The organism is Novosphingobium sp. UBA1939, assembly GCF_002336885.1.
Classification (GTDB): domain Bacteria; phylum Pseudomonadota; class Alphaproteobacteria; order Sphingomonadales; family Sphingomonadaceae; genus Novosphingobium.
In genome coordinates, this window is sequence record NZ_DDFB01000046.1 from 2682 (window position 1) to 22504 (window position 19823).

Annotated in this window: 15 protein-coding genes; 8 read left to right on the forward strand and 7 right to left on the reverse strand. The window is 65.9% G+C overall.

Annotation, left to right across the window (positions count from 1 at the left end; genetic code table 11):
- The 5 genes from B3547_RS07280 to B3547_RS07300 form a co-directional block, all read left to right on the forward strand.
- A partial coding sequence (locus tag B3547_RS07280) for an acyl-CoA dehydrogenase family protein (protein ID WP_292961659.1) occupies positions 1-561 on the forward strand: 561 nt, incomplete at its 5' end.
- A gap of 11 nt (positions 562-572) precedes the next feature.
- The gene (locus B3547_RS07285) at positions 573-977 is read left to right on the forward strand and encodes an ester cyclase (protein WP_233497387.1); all 405 of its coding nucleotides are present in this window, start codon (positions 573-575) and stop codon (positions 975-977) included.
- On the forward strand, positions 974-2575 hold the full coding sequence (locus B3547_RS07290; protein ID WP_124809366.1) for a carboxyl transferase domain-containing protein: 1602 nt from the start codon (positions 974-976) through the stop codon (positions 2573-2575). Before B3547_RS07285 ends, B3547_RS07290 begins: the two co-directional genes overlap by 4 nt.
- 5 nt (positions 2576-2580) lie before the next feature.
- Entirely contained in the window at positions 2581-4518 is a 1938-nt protein-coding gene (locus B3547_RS07295; protein ID WP_292961663.1) for an acetyl/propionyl/methylcrotonyl-CoA carboxylase subunit alpha, read from the forward strand.
- The gene (locus B3547_RS07300) at positions 4518-4970 is read left to right on the forward strand and encodes a MaoC family dehydratase (protein WP_125953982.1); all 453 of its coding nucleotides are present in this window, start codon (positions 4518-4520) and stop codon (positions 4968-4970) included. Before B3547_RS07295 ends, B3547_RS07300 begins: the two co-directional genes overlap by 1 nt.
- A gap of 6 nt (positions 4971-4976) precedes the next feature.
- Here B3547_RS07300 and B3547_RS07305 read toward each other — a convergent pair whose 3' ends face one another.
- The 7 genes from B3547_RS07305 to B3547_RS07335 all read right to left on the reverse strand — a co-directional run bounded on the left by B3547_RS07305 (position 4977) and on the right by B3547_RS07335 (position 13634).
- Positions 4977-6389: an efflux transporter outer membrane subunit gene (locus B3547_RS07305; RefSeq protein ID WP_292961667.1), complete on the reverse strand. Its 1413-nt coding sequence runs from the start codon at positions 6387-6389 to the stop codon at positions 4977-4979.
- Entirely contained in the window at positions 6386-9520 is a 3135-nt protein-coding gene (locus B3547_RS07310; RefSeq protein WP_292961669.1) for an efflux RND transporter permease subunit, read from the reverse strand. The genes B3547_RS07305 and B3547_RS07310 overlap by 4 nt, the downstream gene beginning before the upstream one ends.
- A gap of 5 nt (positions 9521-9525) precedes the next feature.
- A complete protein-coding gene (locus B3547_RS07315) occupies positions 9526-10674 on the reverse strand; it encodes an efflux RND transporter periplasmic adaptor subunit (protein ID WP_292961671.1) in 1149 nt (382 codons plus the stop codon).
- Between the two features lie 347 nt (positions 10675-11021).
- The gene (locus B3547_RS07320) at positions 11022-11648 is read right to left on the reverse strand and encodes a murein L,D-transpeptidase catalytic domain family protein (protein ID WP_136956557.1); all 627 of its coding nucleotides are present in this window, start codon (positions 11646-11648) and stop codon (positions 11022-11024) included.
- A gap of 165 nt (positions 11649-11813) precedes the next feature.
- Positions 11814-12401, reverse strand: coding sequence for a nitroreductase family protein (locus B3547_RS07325; protein ID WP_292961675.1), 588 nt, complete (start codon positions 12399-12401; stop codon positions 11814-11816).
- Between the two features lie 78 nt (positions 12402-12479).
- A complete protein-coding gene (locus B3547_RS07330; protein WP_125953978.1) occupies positions 12480-12893 on the reverse strand; it encodes a DoxX family protein in 414 nt (137 codons plus the stop codon).
- Positions 12894-12935: 42 nt separating this feature from the next.
- Positions 12936-13634 carry a pirin family protein gene (locus tag B3547_RS07335; protein WP_292961677.1) on the reverse strand — a complete coding sequence of 233 codons (699 nt, stop codon included), beginning with the start codon at positions 13632-13634 and terminating at the stop codon, positions 12936-12938.
- Positions 13635-13740: 106 nt separating this feature from the next.
- Here B3547_RS07335 and B3547_RS07340 point away from each other — a divergent pair, with 106 nt between their 5' ends.
- The 3 genes from B3547_RS07340 (at position 13741) to B3547_RS07350 (ending at position 19723) form a co-directional block, all read left to right on the forward strand.
- Positions 13741-14661 carry a LysR family transcriptional regulator gene (locus B3547_RS07340; protein WP_124809356.1) on the forward strand — a complete coding sequence of 307 codons (921 nt, stop codon included), beginning with the start codon at positions 13741-13743 and terminating at the stop codon, positions 14659-14661.
- A 102-nt stretch (positions 14662-14763) separates the two neighbouring features.
- Entirely contained in the window at positions 14764-17049 is a 2286-nt protein-coding gene (locus B3547_RS07345) for a TonB-dependent receptor domain-containing protein (RefSeq protein ID WP_292961678.1), read from the forward strand.
- 334 nt (positions 17050-17383) lie between these two features.
- The gene (locus tag B3547_RS07350) at positions 17384-19723 is read left to right on the forward strand and encodes a TonB-dependent receptor (protein WP_124809354.1); all 2340 of its coding nucleotides are present in this window, start codon (positions 17384-17386) and stop codon (positions 19721-19723) included.
- Positions 19724-19823 lie beyond the last annotated feature (100 nt).

A 19823-nucleotide genomic window follows, 5' to 3' on the forward strand; every position in this document is an offset into this window, starting at 1 on the left:
CAGAAGATCGACAAGATGGGGATGCGCGGCTCGCCCACGGCGGAGCTGGTGTTCAACGACTGCTTCGTGCCCGAAGAGAACGTGATGGGGCCGCTGCACGGCGGCGTGGGCGTGCTGATGTCGGGCCTCGATTACGAGCGCGTCGTGCTGGCGGGCCTCCAGCTCGGCATCATGCAGGCCTGCCTCGATACGGTCATCCCCTATGTCCGCGAACGCAAGCAGTTCGGCAAGCCGATCGGCGCGTTCCAGCTGATGCAGGCCAAGATCGCGGACATGTACGTCGCGCTGCAATCGGCGCGGGCCTATGTCTATGCCGTGGCGCGCGCCTGCGATGCCGGGCAGACCACCCGCTTCGACGCGGCCGGCGCGATCCTGCTGGCCAGCGAAAACGCCTTCCGCGCGGCGGGCGAGGCGGTGCAGGCGCTGGGCGGGGCGGGCTATACCAAGGATTGGCCGGTCGAACGCTACCTGCGCGATGCGAAGCTGCTCGACATCGGCGCCGGCACGAACGAAGTTCGCCGGATGCTGATCGGGCGGGAACTTATCGGGGCGCAGGGTTAGGGGGAGTGGCGATGGTGGCGGAGACTGCCGAAGACAAGAAGGCCGTGTTCCGACGGCTGATCGATTGCTACGCGCGGGCCGATGTGGATGCGATGGAGTCGCTGATCGCCCCCAGCTATCTGGGCCACACCTCCGCCGGGGACCGGGACTGGGCCGGGTTTCGCCAGAGCATCCTGAACTTCCATGCAATCTTCGACTACGCGCCAGATGCCTTCGTGATCGAGGACCAGTTCGCCGACGGCGACAAGGTGGCAACCCGCATGACGGCCCGTGTCCGCAGCCGCGAGAGCGGCGAGGCGATGACGATGATCGGCATCAACCTGGCGGTGATCCGGCGTGGGCAAGTCTTCGAGGAATGGAACACCTGGGAAATGGTGCAATCGGCGGAGTCACTTTCGATGCAGGGTGCAGCATGAGCGGACCCGTCCTCTCCTCCAACATCGACCTTTCCAGCCCCGAGGCGCAGGCGCGTGCCGCGCACAACCGCGCGCTGGCGCGGGACTTGCGCGATCGCGTGGCTCGCACGGCGCTGGGCGGCGATGCGCGATCGCGCGAGCGGCATGTCGCGCGGGGCAAGCTGCTGCCACGCGATCGGGTGGAGCGGCTGCTCGATCCCGGATCGCCCCTGCTGGAACTGAGCCAGCTTGCCGCCGGCGGCCTCTATGGCGACGAGGTGCCGGGCGCCGGCGTGATCACGGCGATCGGCCGCGTATCGGGCCGCCAGTGCGTGATCGTGGCCAACGATGCCACGGTGAAGGGCGGCACGTACTATCCGCTGACGGTGAAGAAGCACCTGCGCGCGCAGGACATCGCACGCCAGAACCGGCTGCCGTGCATCTATCTGGTCGATAGCGGCGGGGCCAACCTGCCACACCAGGCCGAGGTTTTTCCCGATCGCGATCACTTCGGCCGCATCTTCTTCAACCAGGCCAACATGAGCGCCGAGGGCGTGCCGCAGATCGCCTGCGTGATGGGCAGCTGCACGGCGGGCGGCGCCTATGTCCCGGCGATGTCGGACGAGACGGTGATCGTGCGCAAGCAGGGCACGATCTTCCTGGCCGGCCCGCCGCTGGTGAAGGCCGCCACCGGCGAGGAGATCAGCGCCGAGGATCTGGGCGGCGGCGATCTCCACGCGCGCAAGTCCGGCGTGGTCGATCATCTGGCCGAGAACGACGAGCACGCGCTGACCATCGTGCGCGACATCGTTTCGCATCTGGGATCGGCGGGGGATGCTGGCATCGCCCGCCGCGAACCGCGCCCGCCGAAGTACGATGCGGAAGAGCTATACGCGATCGTGCCCGAGGACGTGCGCGCGCCCTACGATGTCCGGGAAGTGATCGCGCGGCTGGTCGATGGCAGCGAGTTTCACGAGTTCAAGGCCCATTACGGCACCACGCTGGTCTGCGGCTTCGCGCATATCTGGGGGATGCCGGTGGCGATCCTTGCCAACAACGGCGTGCTCTTTTCCGAAAGCGCGCAGAAGGGCGCGCATTTCATCGAACTGGCGTGCCAGCGCCGCATTCCGCTGCTGTTCCTCCAGAACATCTCGGGCTTCATGGTCGGCGGCAAGTACGAAGCCGAAGGCATTGCCAAGCACGGCGCGAAGCTGGTGACGGCTGTGGCCACCGCCAGCGTGCCCAAGATCACCGTGCTGATCGGCGGCAGCTTCGGCGCCGGCAATTACGGCATGTGCGGCCGCGCCTATGAGCCGCGCTTCCTGTTTTCCTGGCCCAACAGCCGGATCAGCGTGATGGGCGGCGAACAGGCCGCCGCGGTGCTCGCCACGGTCCATCGCGATGCCGCCACCTGGACCGCGGAGGAGGCCGAAGCGTTCAAGGCGCCGGTCCGCCAGAAGTACGAGGACGAGGGCAACCCGTGGTACGCCACCGCCCGCCTGTGGGACGATGGCGTGATCGATCCCGCCCAGACGCGCGACGTGCTCGGGCTGGCGCTGGCGGCAACGCTCGAAGCCCCGGTTGCGGAGGCGCCCCGCTTCGGGGTGTTCAGGATGTAATGGCCATGATCCAGTCCCTTCTCATCGCCAATCGCGGCGAAATCGCTTGCCGTGTCATCCGCACCGCGCGGGGCATGGGTATTCGCACGGTGGCGGTCTATTCCGACGCCGATGCCAATGCGCTGCACGTGCGGCAGGCGGACGAGGCGGTGCATATCGGCCCGTCGCCGGCGCGCGAAAGCTACCTTGTGGGGGAAAAGATCATCGCCGCCGCCAGGGCCACCGGAGCGCAGGCGATCCATCCCGGCTACGGCTTCCTTTCCGAAAACGCCGAATTTGCCCAGGCGGTGCTGGATGCGGGCCTCGTATGGGTTGGCCCCAAGCCGGCCTCGATCACCGCGATGGGCCTCAAGGACGCGGCCAAGGCGCGCATGATCGCCGCCGGCGTGCCGGTGACCCCCGGCTATCTCGGCGAGGACCAGTCCGAGGCGCGGCTTCAGGCCGAGGCGGATGCCATCGGCTATCCCGTCCTGATCAAGGCCGTCGCGGGCGGGGGCGGCAAGGGGATGCGCCGGGTGGAGACGGCGGCGGACTTCGCCGAAGCGCTGGCCTCCTGCCGCCGTGAGGCGGCCGCCAGCTTCGGCGACGATCGCGTGCTGATCGAGAAGTACATCCTCTCCCCCCGCCACATCGAGGTGCAGGTGTTCGGGGATAGCCACGGCAACGTCGTCCACCTGTTCGAACGCGATTGCTCGCTCCAGCGCCGCCACCAGAAGGTGATCGAGGAAGCCCCCGCGCCGGGCATGGACGAAGCGACGCGCGAGGCCGTGTGCAGCGCCGCCGTCCGCGCGGCCAAGGCGGTGGACTACGAGGGTGCCGGCACGATCGAATTCATCGCCGACGCCAGCGAAGGCCTGCGCGCAGACCGCATCTGGTTCATGGAAATGAACACGCGGCTCCAGGTCGAACATCCGGTGACGGAGATGATCACCGGCGTCGATCTGGTCGAATGGCAGTTGCGCGTGGCGAGCGGCGAGCCGCTGCCCAGGCGGCAGGATCAGCTAAGGATCGACGGCCACGCCATCGAGGCGCGGCTCTACGCGGAAGATCCGGCCAAGGGTTCCCTGCCGAGCATTGGCAAACTTGAATACTTCCGGCTTCCCGAAAAGCTTGAGCCATATGAATACAAGGCCGTGGATGGAACCTGGAATTGGAACCACTACGATTCCAAGCTTCGCGTGGATAGTGGGTTCGAGGAAGGTGACGAGGTTACGCCGTTTTACGATCCGATGATCGCGAAGATGATCACCCACGGGCCGGATCGCTTGGAAGCCGCAGTTGCGCTGACGAAGGCGGTCGGACAAGTCGGCTGCTGGCCCGTAAAGACAAATGCATCAATGCTGTGCAGTCTGTTGGTCGAGCCAGACTTTATCAGGGAACGATTGTCGACCGCCTTTATTGAGGAACACCCCTTCAGCTTGATCGAGGATGAAGGCCCGAGCGGGTCGGCTTTGGTCCACGCTGCAAAGCTGCTGACCTCGTCAGCAATCCCGATCGGACTGAGGGGTTTTCGTCTCAATGATGAGGCGGAGGGGGAGGTGTTCCTCAGTGTCGATGGTAAGCCTAAGGTCGGCCGCCTCGACTACGAACTTCACGATGACCACGAGCGCCACTTTCCCGCCGAACGCATCGGCGATGTTGTCTATTCGTCATCCATCGGGGAGACATTTCGCATAACCATGCGCGAATCCCGAGGCACGAACACTCATCACGCAGGTGATGGCGCCATCCTCGCCCCCATGCCCGGCAAGGTGATCTCGGTCGATGTCGCGGCGGGCGACACGGTGGCCAAGGGCCAGAAGCTGCTCGTGCTGGAAGCGATGAAGATGGAACACGCGCTGACCGCGCCGTTCGACGGGACCGTGGCGGAGCTGACCGTCACCCCCGGCGCGCAAGTGCAGGTCGAGGCATTGCTGGCGCGCGTGGAGCAGGAGGAAGGCTGATGGCAGGCCGCTTTTTCGACGAATGGCAGGTGGGTGACCGGATCGAGCACGACATCCGCCGCACCGTGACCGAAACCGACAACCTGCTGTTTTCGACGATGACGCACAATCCGCAGCCACTGCACATCGATCTGGAAGCGGCCAAGGCGAGCGAGTTCGGCCAGATCCTGGTCAACGGCACCTTCACCTTCGCGCTGATGGTCGGCCTGTCCGTGGGCGATACCACGCTGGGCACGCTGGTCGCCAACCTCGGTTATGACAAGCTGGTCATGCCCAAGCCGGTGTTCATCGGCGACACCATGCGCGCGACGAGCGAGGTGGCCGAGCTGAAGGAATCGAAAAGCCGGCCGGGCGCGGGCATCGTCACCTTCACGCACGAACTGATCAACCAGCGCGACGAGGTGGTGTGCCGCTGCCTGCGCAGCGCCTTGCTCAAGAAGCGGCCGGCGTAAGGCGGTTCAGGGGCGCGCGGGTTCCGCGTTCAGGCCGCCGCCCAGGCTGCGGTATAGCTCCACCATGTTGCTCGCCGCCGCCAGCCGCGTGTTCACCAGGCTGAGGCGCGCGGTGTAGAGCGTGCGCTGCGCGTCCAGCGTGGTCAGGTAGGTGTCGATCCCGTTGCGATAGCGCGATTGCGACAGGGTGAGCGCGCGACCGGCGTTGTCCGTCAGCGCCAGTTGCGCGGCCAGCTTGTCGTCGATCGTTCCGCGCCGGGCGAGCGCGTTGGCCACTTCGCTGAACGCGGTCTGGATCGTCTTTTCGTAAGTTGCGACAGCGGCGGTGCGCGCGGCCTTGGCCGAGGCGAGGTTGCCGCTGCGCGCGCCGGCGTCGAACACGGTTTCGCTGGCGTTGCCCGATGCGTTCCAGCGGAAATCGCCACTGTTGAACAGGCCGGAAAGGCTGCCCGAGGCGACGCCGAGCGCGGCCGTCAGCGAGATCGTGGGGAACCATGCCGCGCGCGCCGCGCCAATATTGGCATAGGCCGCGCGCAGCCGGTGTTCGGCGCCCAGCACATCGGGGCGTTGCAGCAGCACAGCCGAAGACAGGCCGACGGGCAGAGTGGCGAGCGTCTGCCCGCCGCTGCCCAGCGTGTCCGCCAGCATGGCCTCGCTTACGGGCGCGCCGGTCAGCAGTTCCAGTGCGTTGCGCGCCTGCGCCAGCCGCGTCTTGTAGTCGGCAACGTCCGATCGCGCGGTCTGGAGCGCGGTCTGCGCCTGCGCGATGTCGAGCCGGGTGCCGATCCCCATGGCCTCGCGCCGCTGCGTGAGCGCCAGGCTCTGTTCGCGCGATTGCAGCGTTTCTTCCGCCACGCGCAGCAGATCGGCATTGGCGGCATAGGTCAGCCACGCGGTCGCCACTTCGGCGACAAGCGTGATCTGCGTGGCCTTGCGCCCTTCGTCGGTGGCGAGAAAGGTCTGGAACTGCGCCTGCGTGAGATTGCGCTGCCGGCCGAACAGGTCGAGCGTGAACGAGGAGATGCCGATGCCGGTGGACAGGGTATCGACCGTGAGGCCGTTGGTGCGCGCTTCCGATCCGGTCGCGGTGGCGGCGATGGTGGGGAACAGGGCGGCGCGCTGCACGCGATAGAGCGCCTGCGCCTGTTCCACGTTGGCCACGGCCACGCGCAGATCGCGGTTGTTGGCGAGCGACAGGGCGATAACCTGCCGCAGCCGGTCGTCGAGGAAGAAATCGCGCCAGCCGATCTCGTCGATGCGCGTCTCGCCGGCGGCCAGTACGGGATAGGATTCTCCCTGCGGCAGCGCGGGGGCGACGGGCGCTTCCGGGCGGACGTATTTCGGTGCCATGTTGCACCCGGCCAGGATCGCCATCGGTGCGGCGAGCGGCAGCGCGGCGAACAGAAGGCGGCGGCTCATGCTCCGGCCTCCTGACCGGTGGCGGGCGCGGGCGTGGTTGCCGCCTTGCGCGCGAACCAGCGCTTCACCAGCACGAAGAACAGCGGGACGAGGAAGATGGCCAGCGCGGTGGCCGAAAGCATCCCGCCCATCACCCCGGTGCCGATCGCGCGTCGCCCGTTCGCGCCCGCGCCGCTGGCGATCACGAGCGGAACCACGCCGGCGATAAAGGCCACGCTGGTCATGATGATCGGGCGGAAGCGCAACCGCGCGGCCTCTAGCGCGGCTTCGAGCGGCGGCACGCCGCTGCGCAGCGCGGCTTCGGCGAATTCGACGATCAGGATCGCGTTCTTGGCGGAAAGGCCGATCGTGGTGAGCAGCGCCACCTGGAAATAGATGTCGTTGTCGAACCCGCGCAGCGTCACCGCCAGCACCGCGCCGACCACGCCCAGCGGAATGACCAGCAGGACCGAGAACGGCACCGACCAGCTTTCGTAGAGCGCGGCAAGGCACAGGAAGATGAAGAAGATCGACACGGCATAGAGCACCGGCGCCTGGCTGCTCGACCGGCGTTCCTGATAGGACAGCCCGCTCCACGCCACGGTGAAGCCACCATCGAGCTGGCTGGCCATTTTCTCGATCACGTTCATGGCATCGCCGGAACTGGTGCCCGGCCCCGGCGCGCCTTGCACTTGTTGCGCGGAAATGCCGTTGAAGCGCCGCAGGATCGGCGCGCCGATCGTCCAGCTCGTTTCGGCAAAGGCCGAGAAGGGCGCCATGTCGCCATCGGCGGTGCGCACGAACCACTGGCTCAGGTCCGATGGCTGGCTGCGGAACGGCGCATCGCCCTGGACATAGACGCGCTTGACGCGGCCGCGGTCGATGAAGTCGTTCACATACGTGCCGCCCCACGCGGTCGAGAGCGTGGAATTGACGTTGGCGGGCGTGATCTGGAACGCGGTGAGCGCGGCGTCATCCACTTTCACCTTGAGCTGCGGCGTGTCCTCAAGGCCGTTGAAGCGCACCTGGCCCAGCCGGGGCTCGTCGGCCGCCTGCGTCAGCAGGTCCTTGCGCGCGGCGGTCAGCGCGGCGGTGCCTTGTCCTTCGGCGTCCTGAAGCCACATCTCGAAGCCCGAGGCGTTGCCCAGCCCGCGGATGGCCGGCGGCGAAAGGACGAGAATCTGGCCATCGCGCGAGGAGGCGAAATGCTTGTTGATGCGTTGCGCTATGGCGGAGGCGCTGTTTGCGCTGCCCACCCGTTCGTCCCACGGCTTGAGCAGGATGAAGCCCTGGCCGGTGTTCTGCCCGCTGCCGCCCTGTCCGCGGCCCACCACGGTGAACACGGCCTGGATGTTGTGGCTTTCCGTGCGGTTGATGTAGTCCGAAAGCTGGTCGGCCACGGCTTGTGTCTGTTCGATGGTCGATCCGGCGGGCAGCGTGTAGCTGAGCGAAAGGTTGCCCTGATCCTCGTCCGGCAGGAAGCTGGTGGGCAGCCGCGCATAGAGCAGCGCCATGCCCAGGCAAACGCCGCCGAACACCAGCATGCCCGGAAGCGGCCGGCTCACCACCCGCAGCAGCCGGTTGCGATAGCCGCCTTCCAGCCGCTCATAGCTGCGGTTGAACTTGGCGAAGAACCAGCCTCGCGGCTTCTCGTGCTCCTTCAGCAGCGTGGCGCACAGCGCCGGCGTCAGCGTCAGCGCGACCATCACCGACAGCGCCATGGCGGACACGATGGTGACCGAGAACTGGCGATAGATCACGCCGGTCGATCCGCCGAAGAAGGCCATGGGGATGAACACGGCGGTCAGAACCAGCGTGATGCCGATCAGCGCCGAGGTGATCTCGCCCATGGATTTCACCGTCGCCTCCAGCGGGGGCAGGTGCTCCTCGTGCATCACGCGCTCGACATTCTCGACCACCACGATGGCATCGTCGACCAGCAGGCCGATGGCAAGGACGAGGCCGAACATGGTCAGCGTGTTGACCGAATAGCCCACGGCGGCGAGGATGCCGAAGGTGCCCAGCAGCACCACCGGCACGGCGATCGCGGGAATCAGCGTGGCGCGCCAGTTCTGCAGGAACACGAACATCACCACCACGACCAGCCCGATCGCCTCGATCAGCGTCCAGACCACTTCCTCGATCGAAATCTTCACGAACGTGCTGCTGTCGCGCGGATAGGCGACCGCGTAGCCTTCGGGCAGCTCGGTCGACAGTTCGGCGACCTTTTCCTTGACCAGCCGCGCGGTGGCCATGGCGTTGGCGCCGGATGCCAGATTGATGGCGAGGCCGGTGGCGGGCGCGCCGTTGAATTTGTTGATCGAGCCGTAATTCTCCAGCCCCATTTCGACGCGGGCGACATCGCCCAGCGTGACGGTGGAGCCATCGGCCTGGGTCTTGAGTACGACCGCCTTGAACTGGTCGATCGTTTCCAATCGCGACCGGGCCGTTACCGTGGCGTTGAGGCGCTGCCCCGGCTGCGACGGCAGGGCGCCGATCTCGCCCGCCGAAACCTGCGTGTTCTGGGCCTGCAGCGCCGAAATCACGTCCGCCGGCATCAGCTTCACCGCGTTGAGCCGGTTAGGATCGAGCCAGATGCGCATGGCGTATTGCGAGCCGAAGATGTCGGCGCTGCCCACGCCTTCCACGCGCGAGATTGGGTCCTGGAAGTGCGTGGCGAGATAGTCGGCGATGTCCGCGTTGTCGCTGCGGCCGGTGGAATCGTAGAGCGAGACGACCATCAACTGGTCCGCCTGCGCCTTGTTCACGTTCACGCCCAGCTGCTGCACGATCTGCGGCAGCCGCGTGACGCCGCGCGCGATCGCGTTCTGCACCTGGACCTGCGCGGTATCGGGATTGATGCCCTTTTCGAAGGTCACCGTGATCTGCGCCGAACCGTTGCTGCTGCTGGACGTGAAATAGAGCAGCCCGTCGATGCCCTTGAGCTGCTGTTCCAGCACCTGGGTCACGCTGTTTTCGATCGTCTGCGCGTCCGCGCCGTTGTAGCTGGCGTTGATCGAGACGGTCGGCGGCGCGATGTCGGGATATTGCTCCACCGCCATCGTGGTGATCGAGAACCCGCCCGCGGCCATCACCACGATGGCGATGACCCAGGCGAAGATCGGGCGATGCGCGAAGAATTTCGACAGCACGGCGGTTACTTGCGCGTGGCGGCCGGCGTGCCGGAACCTTTCCCGCCACCCTCTTCCGCTGCCTTGCTGCCCGCCGGCACCGCCTTCACCTTCGCGCCGGGGCGGGCCTTGAGCAGCCCTTCGACCACGATCTTCTCGCCGGGCTTGAGGCCGCTGGTGATCAGCCAGTTCGTGCCGACGGCGGTATCCGCGGTTACGTTCCGCGTTTCGATCATGCTTTTGGCGTTGACGACCAGCACGGTGGCGGTGCCGCGTGGAGACCGCGTGACGGCCGTTTGCGGGACGAGGATGCCGTCAGGCACGGTGCCCTGGCCCACGCGCGCGCGCACGAACAGGCCGGGCAGCAGATCGCCACGCGGATTGGGCACGGTGGCGCGCAGCGTGACCGTGCCGGTCTGCTCGTTCACGTCGATATCCGCGAAGTTCAGCTTGCCCTCGACCGGAAATTCGCTGCCGTCCGACAGGATGATGCGCACCGGCGTCGATCCCGCCGCGATGCGTCCGGCGTCCATCGAGCGGCGCAGCGCCATGAAATCGGTGCTCGATTGCTGGATGTTGACCCAGATCGGATCGAGCCGCTGCACCTTGGCCAGCGCATCGGCCTGATTGGACGTCACCAGCGCGCCCTTGGTCACGGCCGACCGGCCGATCCGGCCGCTGATCGGAGAGGTGATCCGGGTGAAGCCCAGGTTGACGTTGGCGGAAGCCAGCGACGCGCGGTTGAGCGCCACTTGGGCGCGGGCCTGGTTGTAAGCCGCGATGGCATCCGCCGCGTCCTGCTTGCTGATCCCGCCTTCCTCGGCCAGCACGCGATAGCGCTCCGCTTTCAGGCGGCTGGCTTCGACCGATGCCTGCGCGTTGGTCAGCGCGGCGCTCGCCTGCTGCTGGGACGCCGCATAGAGGCGCGAATCGATCTGATAGAGCGGCTGGCCCGCGCGGACGTTGCTGCCTTCCTCGAACAGCCGCGCCATGACGATGCCCGACACCTGTGGCCGCACTTCGGCCACTTCCGACGCCTGCGTCCGTCCGGCCAGGTCCGCGGTCAGCGCGACCGGTCCCGCGCGGGCGGCAATCACGCCCACGGTGGGCGTCGGCGACTGTTTGTCTCCCTTCTTGTCGCCGCATCCGGCAAGCAGGAGAGCGGTGCAGGCCAAGGGTAGAAGGAAACGCAATTTCGGCTCGCAATCTTTCATCGGACCATGCGGACAAGGGAGCAACGGCAGCATCGGCGATGGCATTTCCCGCAGATCAGAACGACCGCCCCGTGCGGACAGCGGCAAGGTCATGTTCCGACATGGTCTCCCCCGAAAGCCCCCATGGCTTTCAACGCGTGATTCGCAGCTTGCTAGCACATCGCGCGGCGCGTGCGCCTGCCTATGCTGCGTTGCCGCATCGATGCGACACAATGATACAAATGGAGATTCTGCACACCTCCTTTTTGGACGTTTGTCAAAAAAGAGGAGGTGAGCCGTCGGTCGCGGGAAGCCGGCGGACGGCGCAGTCAGCGCGCGGCGAACAGCAGGCGGCCGGGGCCGAGCCGTTCGAGCACATGGGAGATGTCGTCTGCGGAGACCGCGAAGCAGCCCTGGCTGCGGCCCACGCGGCCTTGGCTTTCCGCCAGATCGGGCGCGACATAGCGCGCGGCGTGGATCACGATGCCACGGCTGGAGGCCATGCTGTTTTCGGTATCCAGACCTTGAAGCCGGCGCGACCGGCCATGCTTGCCGCTGTAGATTTCGCCGGTCAGGAAGGCCCCGCTGCACGAGGCGTTGGAGCCGGGCCGATTCGACAGACGCTGGACCCAGCCGCTGTTGCCGGGATCGGAACCGCTGCCGTGCGCGACGAGATGGTCGGAAATGACCTTTCCTGCCGCCACATCGACCAGCTGGAAGCGCGGCAGACGCGAAGGCGCCGAAAAGTCGACGATGCCGATCACGTCGCGGCTGGCGACGCGATCGTGATGCTGCTGCAAGGCTGCCAATGCGCGAGACAACAGCACGGACCTGTCTGCGCCCGCCGGAAGGTGTTCCGGCTGGGGGGCGATCGCCTGCGCAAGATCGCGCGGCATGAACAGGCTGGCTGCCGACCCGGCAATGGCGCCCAGAAAATGGCGCCTGCCCAGGTACATGCTATTCCGAGACCCCGATTTTGCTCTTGTCCGGGATGTACGGAGCAGCCCGGCGAATTTCAAACCGCAACGGAGGAAAGTGCGGCGAGCGGTGCCAGGGATCGCGTGGGGCGAGCCGCGGGGCGGGAACTTTTGCCGCCGCGGCTCGCTTCGCCTGCCCGGTTTTCAGGGCAGGGCGTCGAAGGCTCCGGGGGCGGCAATCGTACCCACGGCCTTGCGACCGCTCGGCGCTTCCTTGGCGCGCAGGCCTTCGGGCAGCACGTCCGGCGAAGCCTTGCGGCCGATCGCGGCGGCGGCTTCGACGCGGAAGCTTTCGGGAATGCCGAGTTCCGAACGGATGCGGTCGAAGTCGATTCCGGTCATGCCGTGGGCGTGGTAGCCCATCGCCGTGGCTTGCAGGGCCAGCTGCGCCCAGGCGGCGCCCGCGTCGAAGCTGTGGCTGTGCGATGGCCGCGCTTCGTCACCGCTGCCCATGTGCGTTTCCGAGAGGATGAAGACCAGCGCGCCGGCTTGCTTCGCCCAGCTGGCGTTGAACGGAATCAGCAGCGAAAGGAACAGATCCCAGTGCGCATCGCCGTTCACGGCATAGAGAAAGCGCCAGGGCTGGTAATTGAAGGCCGACGGGGCGAGGCCGGCAGCCTCCAGGATCACCTCGAGGTCTTCTTGCGGCAGGGCGCTGCCATCGAAGGCGCGCGGCGACCAGCGGTCGATCAGCAGCGGAACAAGGCGGGGATTGGTGGTTCGGCTTTCCATGGCGTGGCTTTCCGGAACGAGTTTCGGGGATGACAGCAAAGGGGCGGGCGGCTGGTGAGGCCGCCCGGATGCGTGGTCTCAACGGCGGTCGAGCGCGAAGCGGCCGGCGCCGAAAGCGACGACCTGCAACAGGCCGCCAGCCATCGCCACGTTCTTGAAGAAGTGGATGAACTGGTTCTGGTCCGCAAGGTGGTTGTGGAAGGCGAGCGCGGTTGCCAGGCTGAACAACGCCAGCACCGCTGCGACGAACCGGGTGCGGAAGCCGGCCACAAGTGCCAGACCGCCGCCCAGTTCCACGATAACGGCGATGGCCAGGCCGACTTGCGGCAAGGGCAGGCCCGCGCTGGCGATATAGCCGATCGTTCCGGCGGGCGCGGCGACCTTGGACAGGCCGCTCAGCACGAAGATGGCGGCAAGGAGGATGCGACCGGCAAGAGCGGCGACATCGCTGGCGGAAGTGCCGGGGCGGGCGGTAGTGGTCTGAATGGTCATGGGATGGGATTCTTTCTGTTCGAAGGGGGGGGAAGGGGGCAGTCAGGCCGCGTCGACGAGGACGATCTCGCTGTCTTCGAGCGCGGTAATCTCGATGGTATCGATGCCGGTGATGGCCACGCCATCGCGGGCCTGTGCTTCTGCGTCGCCAATGCGGATGCGGCCGGTGGCCGGAACCAGATAGGCATGGCGGTCGGGATCGATTTCGTAACGCAGGCTCTGGCCTGCCGGCAACGTCGCGCCCAGTACGCGGGCATTGGCGTTGATGCGCAACGCGTCCTCGTCACCGGCGACGCCCGAAGCCAGCACGTCGAAGCGGCCGGTGCGGCTGTCGCGCGGGAAGGGCCGCGTGCCCCAGCTGGGCGCATGGCCGCGCCGGTCGGGCATGATCCAGATCTGGAACAGCGTCGTTTCCTCGTCTTCCAGATTGTATTCGGCATGCTGGATGCCGGTGCCGGCGGACATGACCTGCACGTCTCCCGCCACGGTGCGGCCGGCGTTGCCCAGGTTGTCGCGGTGCGAGATCGCGCCTTTGCGGACATAAGTGACGATTTCCATGTCGCTGTGCGGATGCGGCGGGAAACCGCTCTGCGCCGCGATGGTATCATCGTTCCACACGCGCAGGGCGCCCCACTGCACGCGCTGCGGGTCGTAATAGTCGGCGAACGAGAAATGGTGGTGCGCATCGAGCCAGCCGTGGTTGGCGGCGCCAAGCGAATGGAAGGGGCGAACTTCGATCACGGGATGTCTCCAAAAATCGCGTTGCAGCGAATGACCTTGGTATGGCCCTTGAAAGGCAATCTGAAAATTCCGATAAAATTGATGGGAATGTTCAGGAGTATCGAACGTGGACGTCGGCCAGCCAACCATCGACCAGATCCGCATCTTCCTCGCCGTGGTCGATGAAGGCAGTTTCAACGGCGCCGCGCGCAAGCTGGGCCGGGCCATTTCGGTCATCAGCTATGGCATCGCCAACCTGGAGGCGCAGTTCGGCGTCACCCTGTTCGAGCGCGAGGGATCGCGCCGGCCGACGCTGACCGAAGCGGGCCGCGCGGTGCTGGCGACGGCACGGGCGGTGGCGGACGATATTGACGCGCTGATGGCCTCGGTGCGCGGCTATAACCAGGGGCTGGAGGCGGAACTGACGCTGGCCGTGGACGTGATGTATCCCACCGCGTGGCTCGCGCGGCTTTGCCGGCAGTTCCAGGCCTATTTCCCGACGGTGGACCTGCGCCTGCACGTGGAAGCCCTCGGAGCGATCGCCGGAATGCTGCTGGAGGGGCGGGCGCATGTGGGCGTGACGGGGCCGGTGGTGATCGAGGACCCCGTGCTCGACCGGATGCGGATCGGCGAGGTGGAACTGCTGCCGGTGGCCGCGCCTTCGCACCCGCTGGCCCGCCTGACCGAGATTCCCCCCGGGGCCGGGCGGCAGCATCTGCAACTGGTCCTGACCGACCGTTCCAGCCTGACCGAGGGCCGCGATTTCTCCGTGCTCAGCGCGCGCACGTGGCGGCTGGGCGATCTCGGCGCCAAGCACGCCTTGCTGCTGGAAGGGATCGGCTGGGGCAACATGCCGCTGCATCTGGTGCAAGATGATCTCGACGCCGGGCGACTCGTGCGGCTGCCGATGCAGGAAGCGCCCGGCGTGGCCTATCCGTTTAACGCGCAGTGGCGGCGGGATTGCCCGCCGGGGCCGGCGCGCTCCTGGCTGATCGAGGCGCTGAAAGCGGGGTGTGGTGGCGATCACGCCGGCCCCATCGTCATATAGCGCGCACAAATCCGCCTTTGAAATGAAAGGAAAACTGCACGATCGTGCAACACGGGCCGTCTAGCGGCGCATCTCGAGTCCAGGCCCATGAGGGGAAAAGAGATGCGCTGTGTGACTGCCTTGTTCGTGACGACCGCCATGGCCGTCGCCGCTCCCGCCTTTGCCGCCGAAGCCCCGGCCGACGAAGCCGCTCCCGCTCCCGCCGATGCGTCCGCCGGTGCGGAAATCGTCGTGTTCGGTGCCGGCCAGACGCGGCAGGTCCAGGAAATCTCCAACGCCGATCTGACGCTGCTGGCGGCGGGCACCAGCCCGCTGAAGGCCATCGAGAAACTGCCCAGCGTCAACTTCCAGTCGGCCGATCCTTTCGGAAACTACGAATGGTCGACCCGCATCACCATTCGCGGGTTCAACCAGAACCAGCTTGGTTTCACGCTGGATGGCATTCCGCTGGGCGACATGACCTATGGCAACGTCAACGGGCTGCACATCAGCCGCGCGATCACGTCCGAAAACATCGGCGTGACCCGCGTGTCGCAGGGGTCGGGCTCGATCGACACGCAATCGACCAACAACCTGGGCGGCACGCTGGAGTTCGAATCGATCGATCCCGCGCGCGTGCTGGGCGTGGACGGCAACGTGACCTACGGTTCCTCGAACACCGTGCGCGTCTTCGGCCGGGTCGGCCTGGGCACCGCCGACGGGCTGCGCGCCTTTGCTTCCGTGCAATACCAGAACCTCGACAAGTGGAAGGGTGATGGGCAGCAGCGCACGCTGATGGCCAACGCCAAGGTGGTGGCGCCGCTGGGCGATGCCACGGTCGATGCCTATCTCAGCTATTCCGACCGGGCCGAGCAGGACTATCAGGATCTCTCGCTCGGCATGATCAAGCGGCTTGGCTACGACTGGGACAATTTCGGCCCTTCGCAATACGCGCTGGCGGTGCGGGTGGCGGATATCGGCGCCAATCGCGGCGACAGCGGCACCACGCCGCTCAACCCGACGGCGGGCACGGTTTATCCGGCGCCGATCCAGACGCTGGACGATGCCTATTACGACGCATCGGGCCTGCGCCGCGACTGGCTGGGCGCGGTGGGCCTCACCGCCCCCGCCGGTGACAAGGTAACCTTCAAGTTCAAGACCTATTACCACCACAACTCCGGGCAGGGCACCTGGGGCACGCCCTATGTCAACAGCCCCACCGGCGTGCCGATGGCGGTGCGGACAACCGAGTACACGATCGACCGCGCCGGCATGTTCGGCAGCGTGAACCTTGATCTCGGCGCGAACCAGGTGGCCATCGGCGCGTGGTACGAAAACAACAATTTCGAGCAGGCGCGGCGCTTCTACGCCTATGAAAGCCGTACCAATCCGGGCCGCAACCACCTGGATTTCATGCGCAACCCGTTCTTCACCCAGTGGGACATCAAGTACAACACCGCCACGGTGCAGTATTATGTCGAGGACCAGATCACGCTGGGCGACGCGCACATCAACCTGGGCTGGAAGGGCTTCCAGGTTAACAATAACGCCAACCCGCTGGTGCTGGGGGACCGGACGATCGGCCGCCTGTCCGCGCGCGACTGGTTCCAGCCGCACGTGGGCGTGAACTACAAGTTCGGGCGGGGGCTGGAAGCGTTCGCTGGCTTCACCTCGGTGACGCGGGCCTTCGTCTCGTCGGCCACGACGGGGCCGTTCTCGTCCACCCAGGCCGGGTTCGACGCGATCAAGGGCAAGCTCAAGCCCGAACAGTCCGATACTTATGAAGGCGGCCTGCGCTACAACACCGGCGTGGTGAACGCGGTGCTGGCCGGCTACTACGTCGATTTCCGCAACCGCCTGCTGACCATTCCCACCTCGGTCGGCATCGTCGGCGCGGCCAACGCGCTGCAGAACGTGGGCAGCGTGCGCGCGGTGGGCATCGAGGCGGCGCTCGACGTGAAGCTGCCGATGGGCTTCGGCGCGTTTGCCTCCTATAGCTACAACGACACGACGTATCGCGACGACATCACCGACGCGAAGGGCAACTTCTATGCGACCAAGGGCAAGACCGTGGTCGACGCGCCCAAGCATCTGCTGCGCGGCGAAATCTCGTATGACAGCGACGGGTTCTTCGGCCGCGTCTCGGCCAACTACATGTCGAAGCGCTATTTCACCTATCTCAACGACCAGGAGGTGCCTGCGCGCACGCTGATCGATGCCTCGCTGGGCTATCGCTTCAACGTGGGCTGGCGCAAGCCGGTGGAACTGCAGGTCAACGCCACCAACCTGTTCGACAAGCGCTATGTCGCCACGATCGGTTCGAACGGCTTCGGCTTCAGCGGCGATAACCAGACCCTGCTGGCCGGCGCGCCGCGGCAGGTGTTCGTGACGCTGAAGACTGCTTTCTGACACTTGCCACCATTTCGGAGCCGGGTATCGGCTCCGATCAAAACAAATGCGGAGCGCCTTCCATCCTTCGGGATGGGGGGCGTTTTGTTTCAGACGGCGGACCGCGGCACCGCCGATCGTGCCGCAGGGAACGGGCGATTCGCGGATTGGCATCCGCATTTTTCCCTCGCGGGAAATATCTGGAAACGTTCTGAAATTCCTGGGTTTCGTCACATGTCCGTCGCAGTGCGCGAACATTTCCCGAGAGAATCGGCGGGACCGTAACAAAACTGCATTGGAAGGCGGCTAGACGCGGCCTCGCCCGAGGACACAAGTCCTCACAAGTGAGGGAAACATGAACTTCCAGACCTGTCTGCGTGCCGGCCTGCTGGCCGGAACGGGAGCGCTTGCGCTTGCCGTCAGCCCCGCCTTCGCCGCTGAAGCCGCCGCACCCGCCGCCGATGCCGCTTCGCCCGAAACCGACAGCACCGGCCTGACCGAAATCGTCGTCACCGCCACCAAGCGCGAGACGAACCTCCAGCAGACGCCGATCTCGATCTCGGTGATGGGCGCGGACGATCTCAAGAAGCGCCACGTCCAGAGCCTGATGGACCTGGCCGACGGCTCGGTTCCGTCGCTGCGCATCTCCACCTTCGAAGCGCGCCAGTCGGCGCTGACGATCGGTATTCGCGGCATCGTTCCCGACGACGCCAACCAGCCCGCGCGCGAACAGGGCGTCGGCGTCTATCTCGATGGTGTCTACCTCGGCCGTCAGCATGGCCTGAACGCCAGCCTCTATGACGTCGAGCGCGTCGAAGTGCTCAAGGGGCCGCAGGGCACCCTGTTCGGCCGGAACACCGAGGGCGGCGCGCTGTCGATGGTGCTCAAGGCGCCCACCGGCGAATTCGGTGGCCGCCTGCAGGCTGGCGTGGGCAACTACGGTTCGTACAACGCCCAGTTGCACCTCGATCTGCCCGAATACCACAATATCTCGATCAAGCTCGATGGTGTGCTTCAGCACCAGGATCCGACGATCAAGAACCCGCTGGCGGGCCAGGCCGGCTGGAACCAGTATCACCGCTACGGCGGCCGCATCGCGGCGCGCTGGAAGCCCACCAGCGATCTGACCATCGACCTCGCGTTCGACAAGTCGCGCGACGAGAACACGCCGTTCTACAGCCAGCTCGTGACGATCACGCCGTCCGCGCTTGCCAACATCCCCAAGGATGCCAACGGCACGCCGCTGATCCAGTACGGCTATGGCCGCGCCACCTCGGCCGATATCGGTGTGCCGCAGCAGCCGAGCATCGACATCACCAAGGGCTTCACCGGGCACATCAGCTACAAGGTGTCGCCGGGCCTCGAACTGCGCTCGATCACGTCTTGGCGCACGGTCAGCGACGAACAGTGGGACAACTCGGGCGGCGCGCACCGCACGCCGATCTGGGGGCCGAACGTCAACTTCAGCCGCTATTCGCTGGCCGGGTTGCAGCAGCGCCAGTTCAGCCAAGAGTTGCAGGCGGTCGGTTCGGCCGGCAAGTTCGACTACGTGTTCGGCCTGTACTACTTCAACGAACGTGCCAGCGACTGGGCGCGCACGCCGAACACCAACAAGTGGAACGCGGCGCTCAACGGCTACACCATCAACGATCCGTCGACGTACCTCAGCGCTACGCTGGCGCGTGCCAGCACGGCCTATGCCAAGAGCTATGCCGCTTACGGCCAGGTGACTTACAACCCGTTCGATCCGCTGCACATCACGGTCGGCGGCCGCTACACCAAGGACGACAAGAACGGTCTGCTCTACACCGTCAACGGCGCGGCAACGAACTTCACGTTCGACCAGTCGAACAGCCGGTTCGATCCGCTGGTGGTGCTGGCCTACGAGGTCAACCCCGACATCAACGTGTACGCCAAGTATGCCACCGGCTATCGCGCCGGCGGCGCCAGCTCGCGCTCGCTGAACTATCGCTCGTTCGGGCCGGAATCGGTGAAGTCCTACGAAGTGGGCCTGAAGACCGAGTTCTTCGACCGCAAGGTGCGCTTCAACGTGGCCGGTTACATCATGGACCGCGACAACACGCAGGTGGACTTCAACTATTTCATCCTGCAGCAGAACGGCACCGTCCGGAACACGCTGGAAACCGTCAACGCGCTTGGCACCACCAAGATTCGCGGCGTTGAAGCGGACCTGACCGTGCGTCCGGTCGACGGGCTGTCGATGGGCCTGTCCTACGCCTATACCTACACCCACGTGCCGCCGGCGCGGAACACGGTGCAGGAAGCGCTGAACGCCTCGCTCAATCCGCCGGTGACCACGCCGGTCTTCGAAACGGTCTATATCCTGTACACGCCGAAGAACGCGCTGTCGGGCTCGATGGATTATGAACTGCCGGTCGGCGGCGCCGGTACCGAACTGCGCTTCCACGTCGATGGCAACTACAGCGATCCTGTCCACTCGTTCGCCGGCGAAAAGCTGATGACCGACAAGAGCTTCATCGTGAACGCCCGCCTGTCGCTGGCGGACATCCCGATGAGCGATGGCGGCCAGAAGCTGACCGTTTCGGCCTGGGCGCGCAACCTGTTCAACGAAGAACACATCTATCGTCGTTCGGGCGCCAACACCTCGCTGGGCGACTACGCGAACTACAACGCGCCGCGCACCTTCGGTATCGATGCGACGGTTCAGTTCTGACGCATGACGAATAAGGCCGGGACGGGCTGCTGGTCTGCCCCGGCTTACTTCTGACCACCCTTTGCGGCGGCGGGCCTGTGCCTTGCCGCCGCTTTTTTGT

Bases quoted from the DNA above. Each gene is read 5' to 3' on its own strand.
- B3547_RS07285 (WP_233497387.1), top strand. From the start codon at position 573: ATGGTGGCGGAGACTGCCGAAGACAAGAAGGCCGTGTTCCGACGGCTG.
- B3547_RS07290 (WP_124809366.1), top strand. From the start codon at position 974: ATGAGCGGACCCGTCCTCTCCTCCAACATCGACCTTTCCAGCCCCGAG.
- B3547_RS07295 (WP_292961663.1), top strand. From the start codon at position 2,581: ATGATCCAGTCCCTTCTCATCGCCAATCGCGGCGAAATCGCTTGCCGT.
- B3547_RS07300 (WP_125953982.1), top strand. From the start codon at position 4,518: ATGGCAGGCCGCTTTTTCGACGAATGGCAGGTGGGTGACCGGATCGAG.
- B3547_RS07305 (WP_292961667.1), bottom strand. From the start codon at position 6,389: ATGAGCCGCCGCCTTCTGTTCGCCGCGCTGCCGCTCGCCGCACCGATG.
- B3547_RS07320 (WP_136956557.1), bottom strand. From the start codon at position 11,648: ATGTACCTGGGCAGGCGCCATTTTCTGGGCGCCATTGCCGGGTCGGCA.
- B3547_RS07325 (WP_292961675.1), bottom strand. From the start codon at position 12,401: ATGGAAAGCCGAACCACCAATCCCCGCCTTGTTCCGCTGCTGATCGAC.
- B3547_RS07330 (WP_125953978.1), bottom strand. From the start codon at position 12,893: ATGACCATTCAGACCACTACCGCCCGCCCCGGCACTTCCGCCAGCGAT.
- B3547_RS07345 (WP_292961678.1), top strand. From the start codon at position 14,764: ATGCGCTGTGTGACTGCCTTGTTCGTGACGACCGCCATGGCCGTCGCC.
- B3547_RS07350 (WP_124809354.1), top strand. From the start codon at position 17,384: ATGAACTTCCAGACCTGTCTGCGTGCCGGCCTGCTGGCCGGAACGGGA.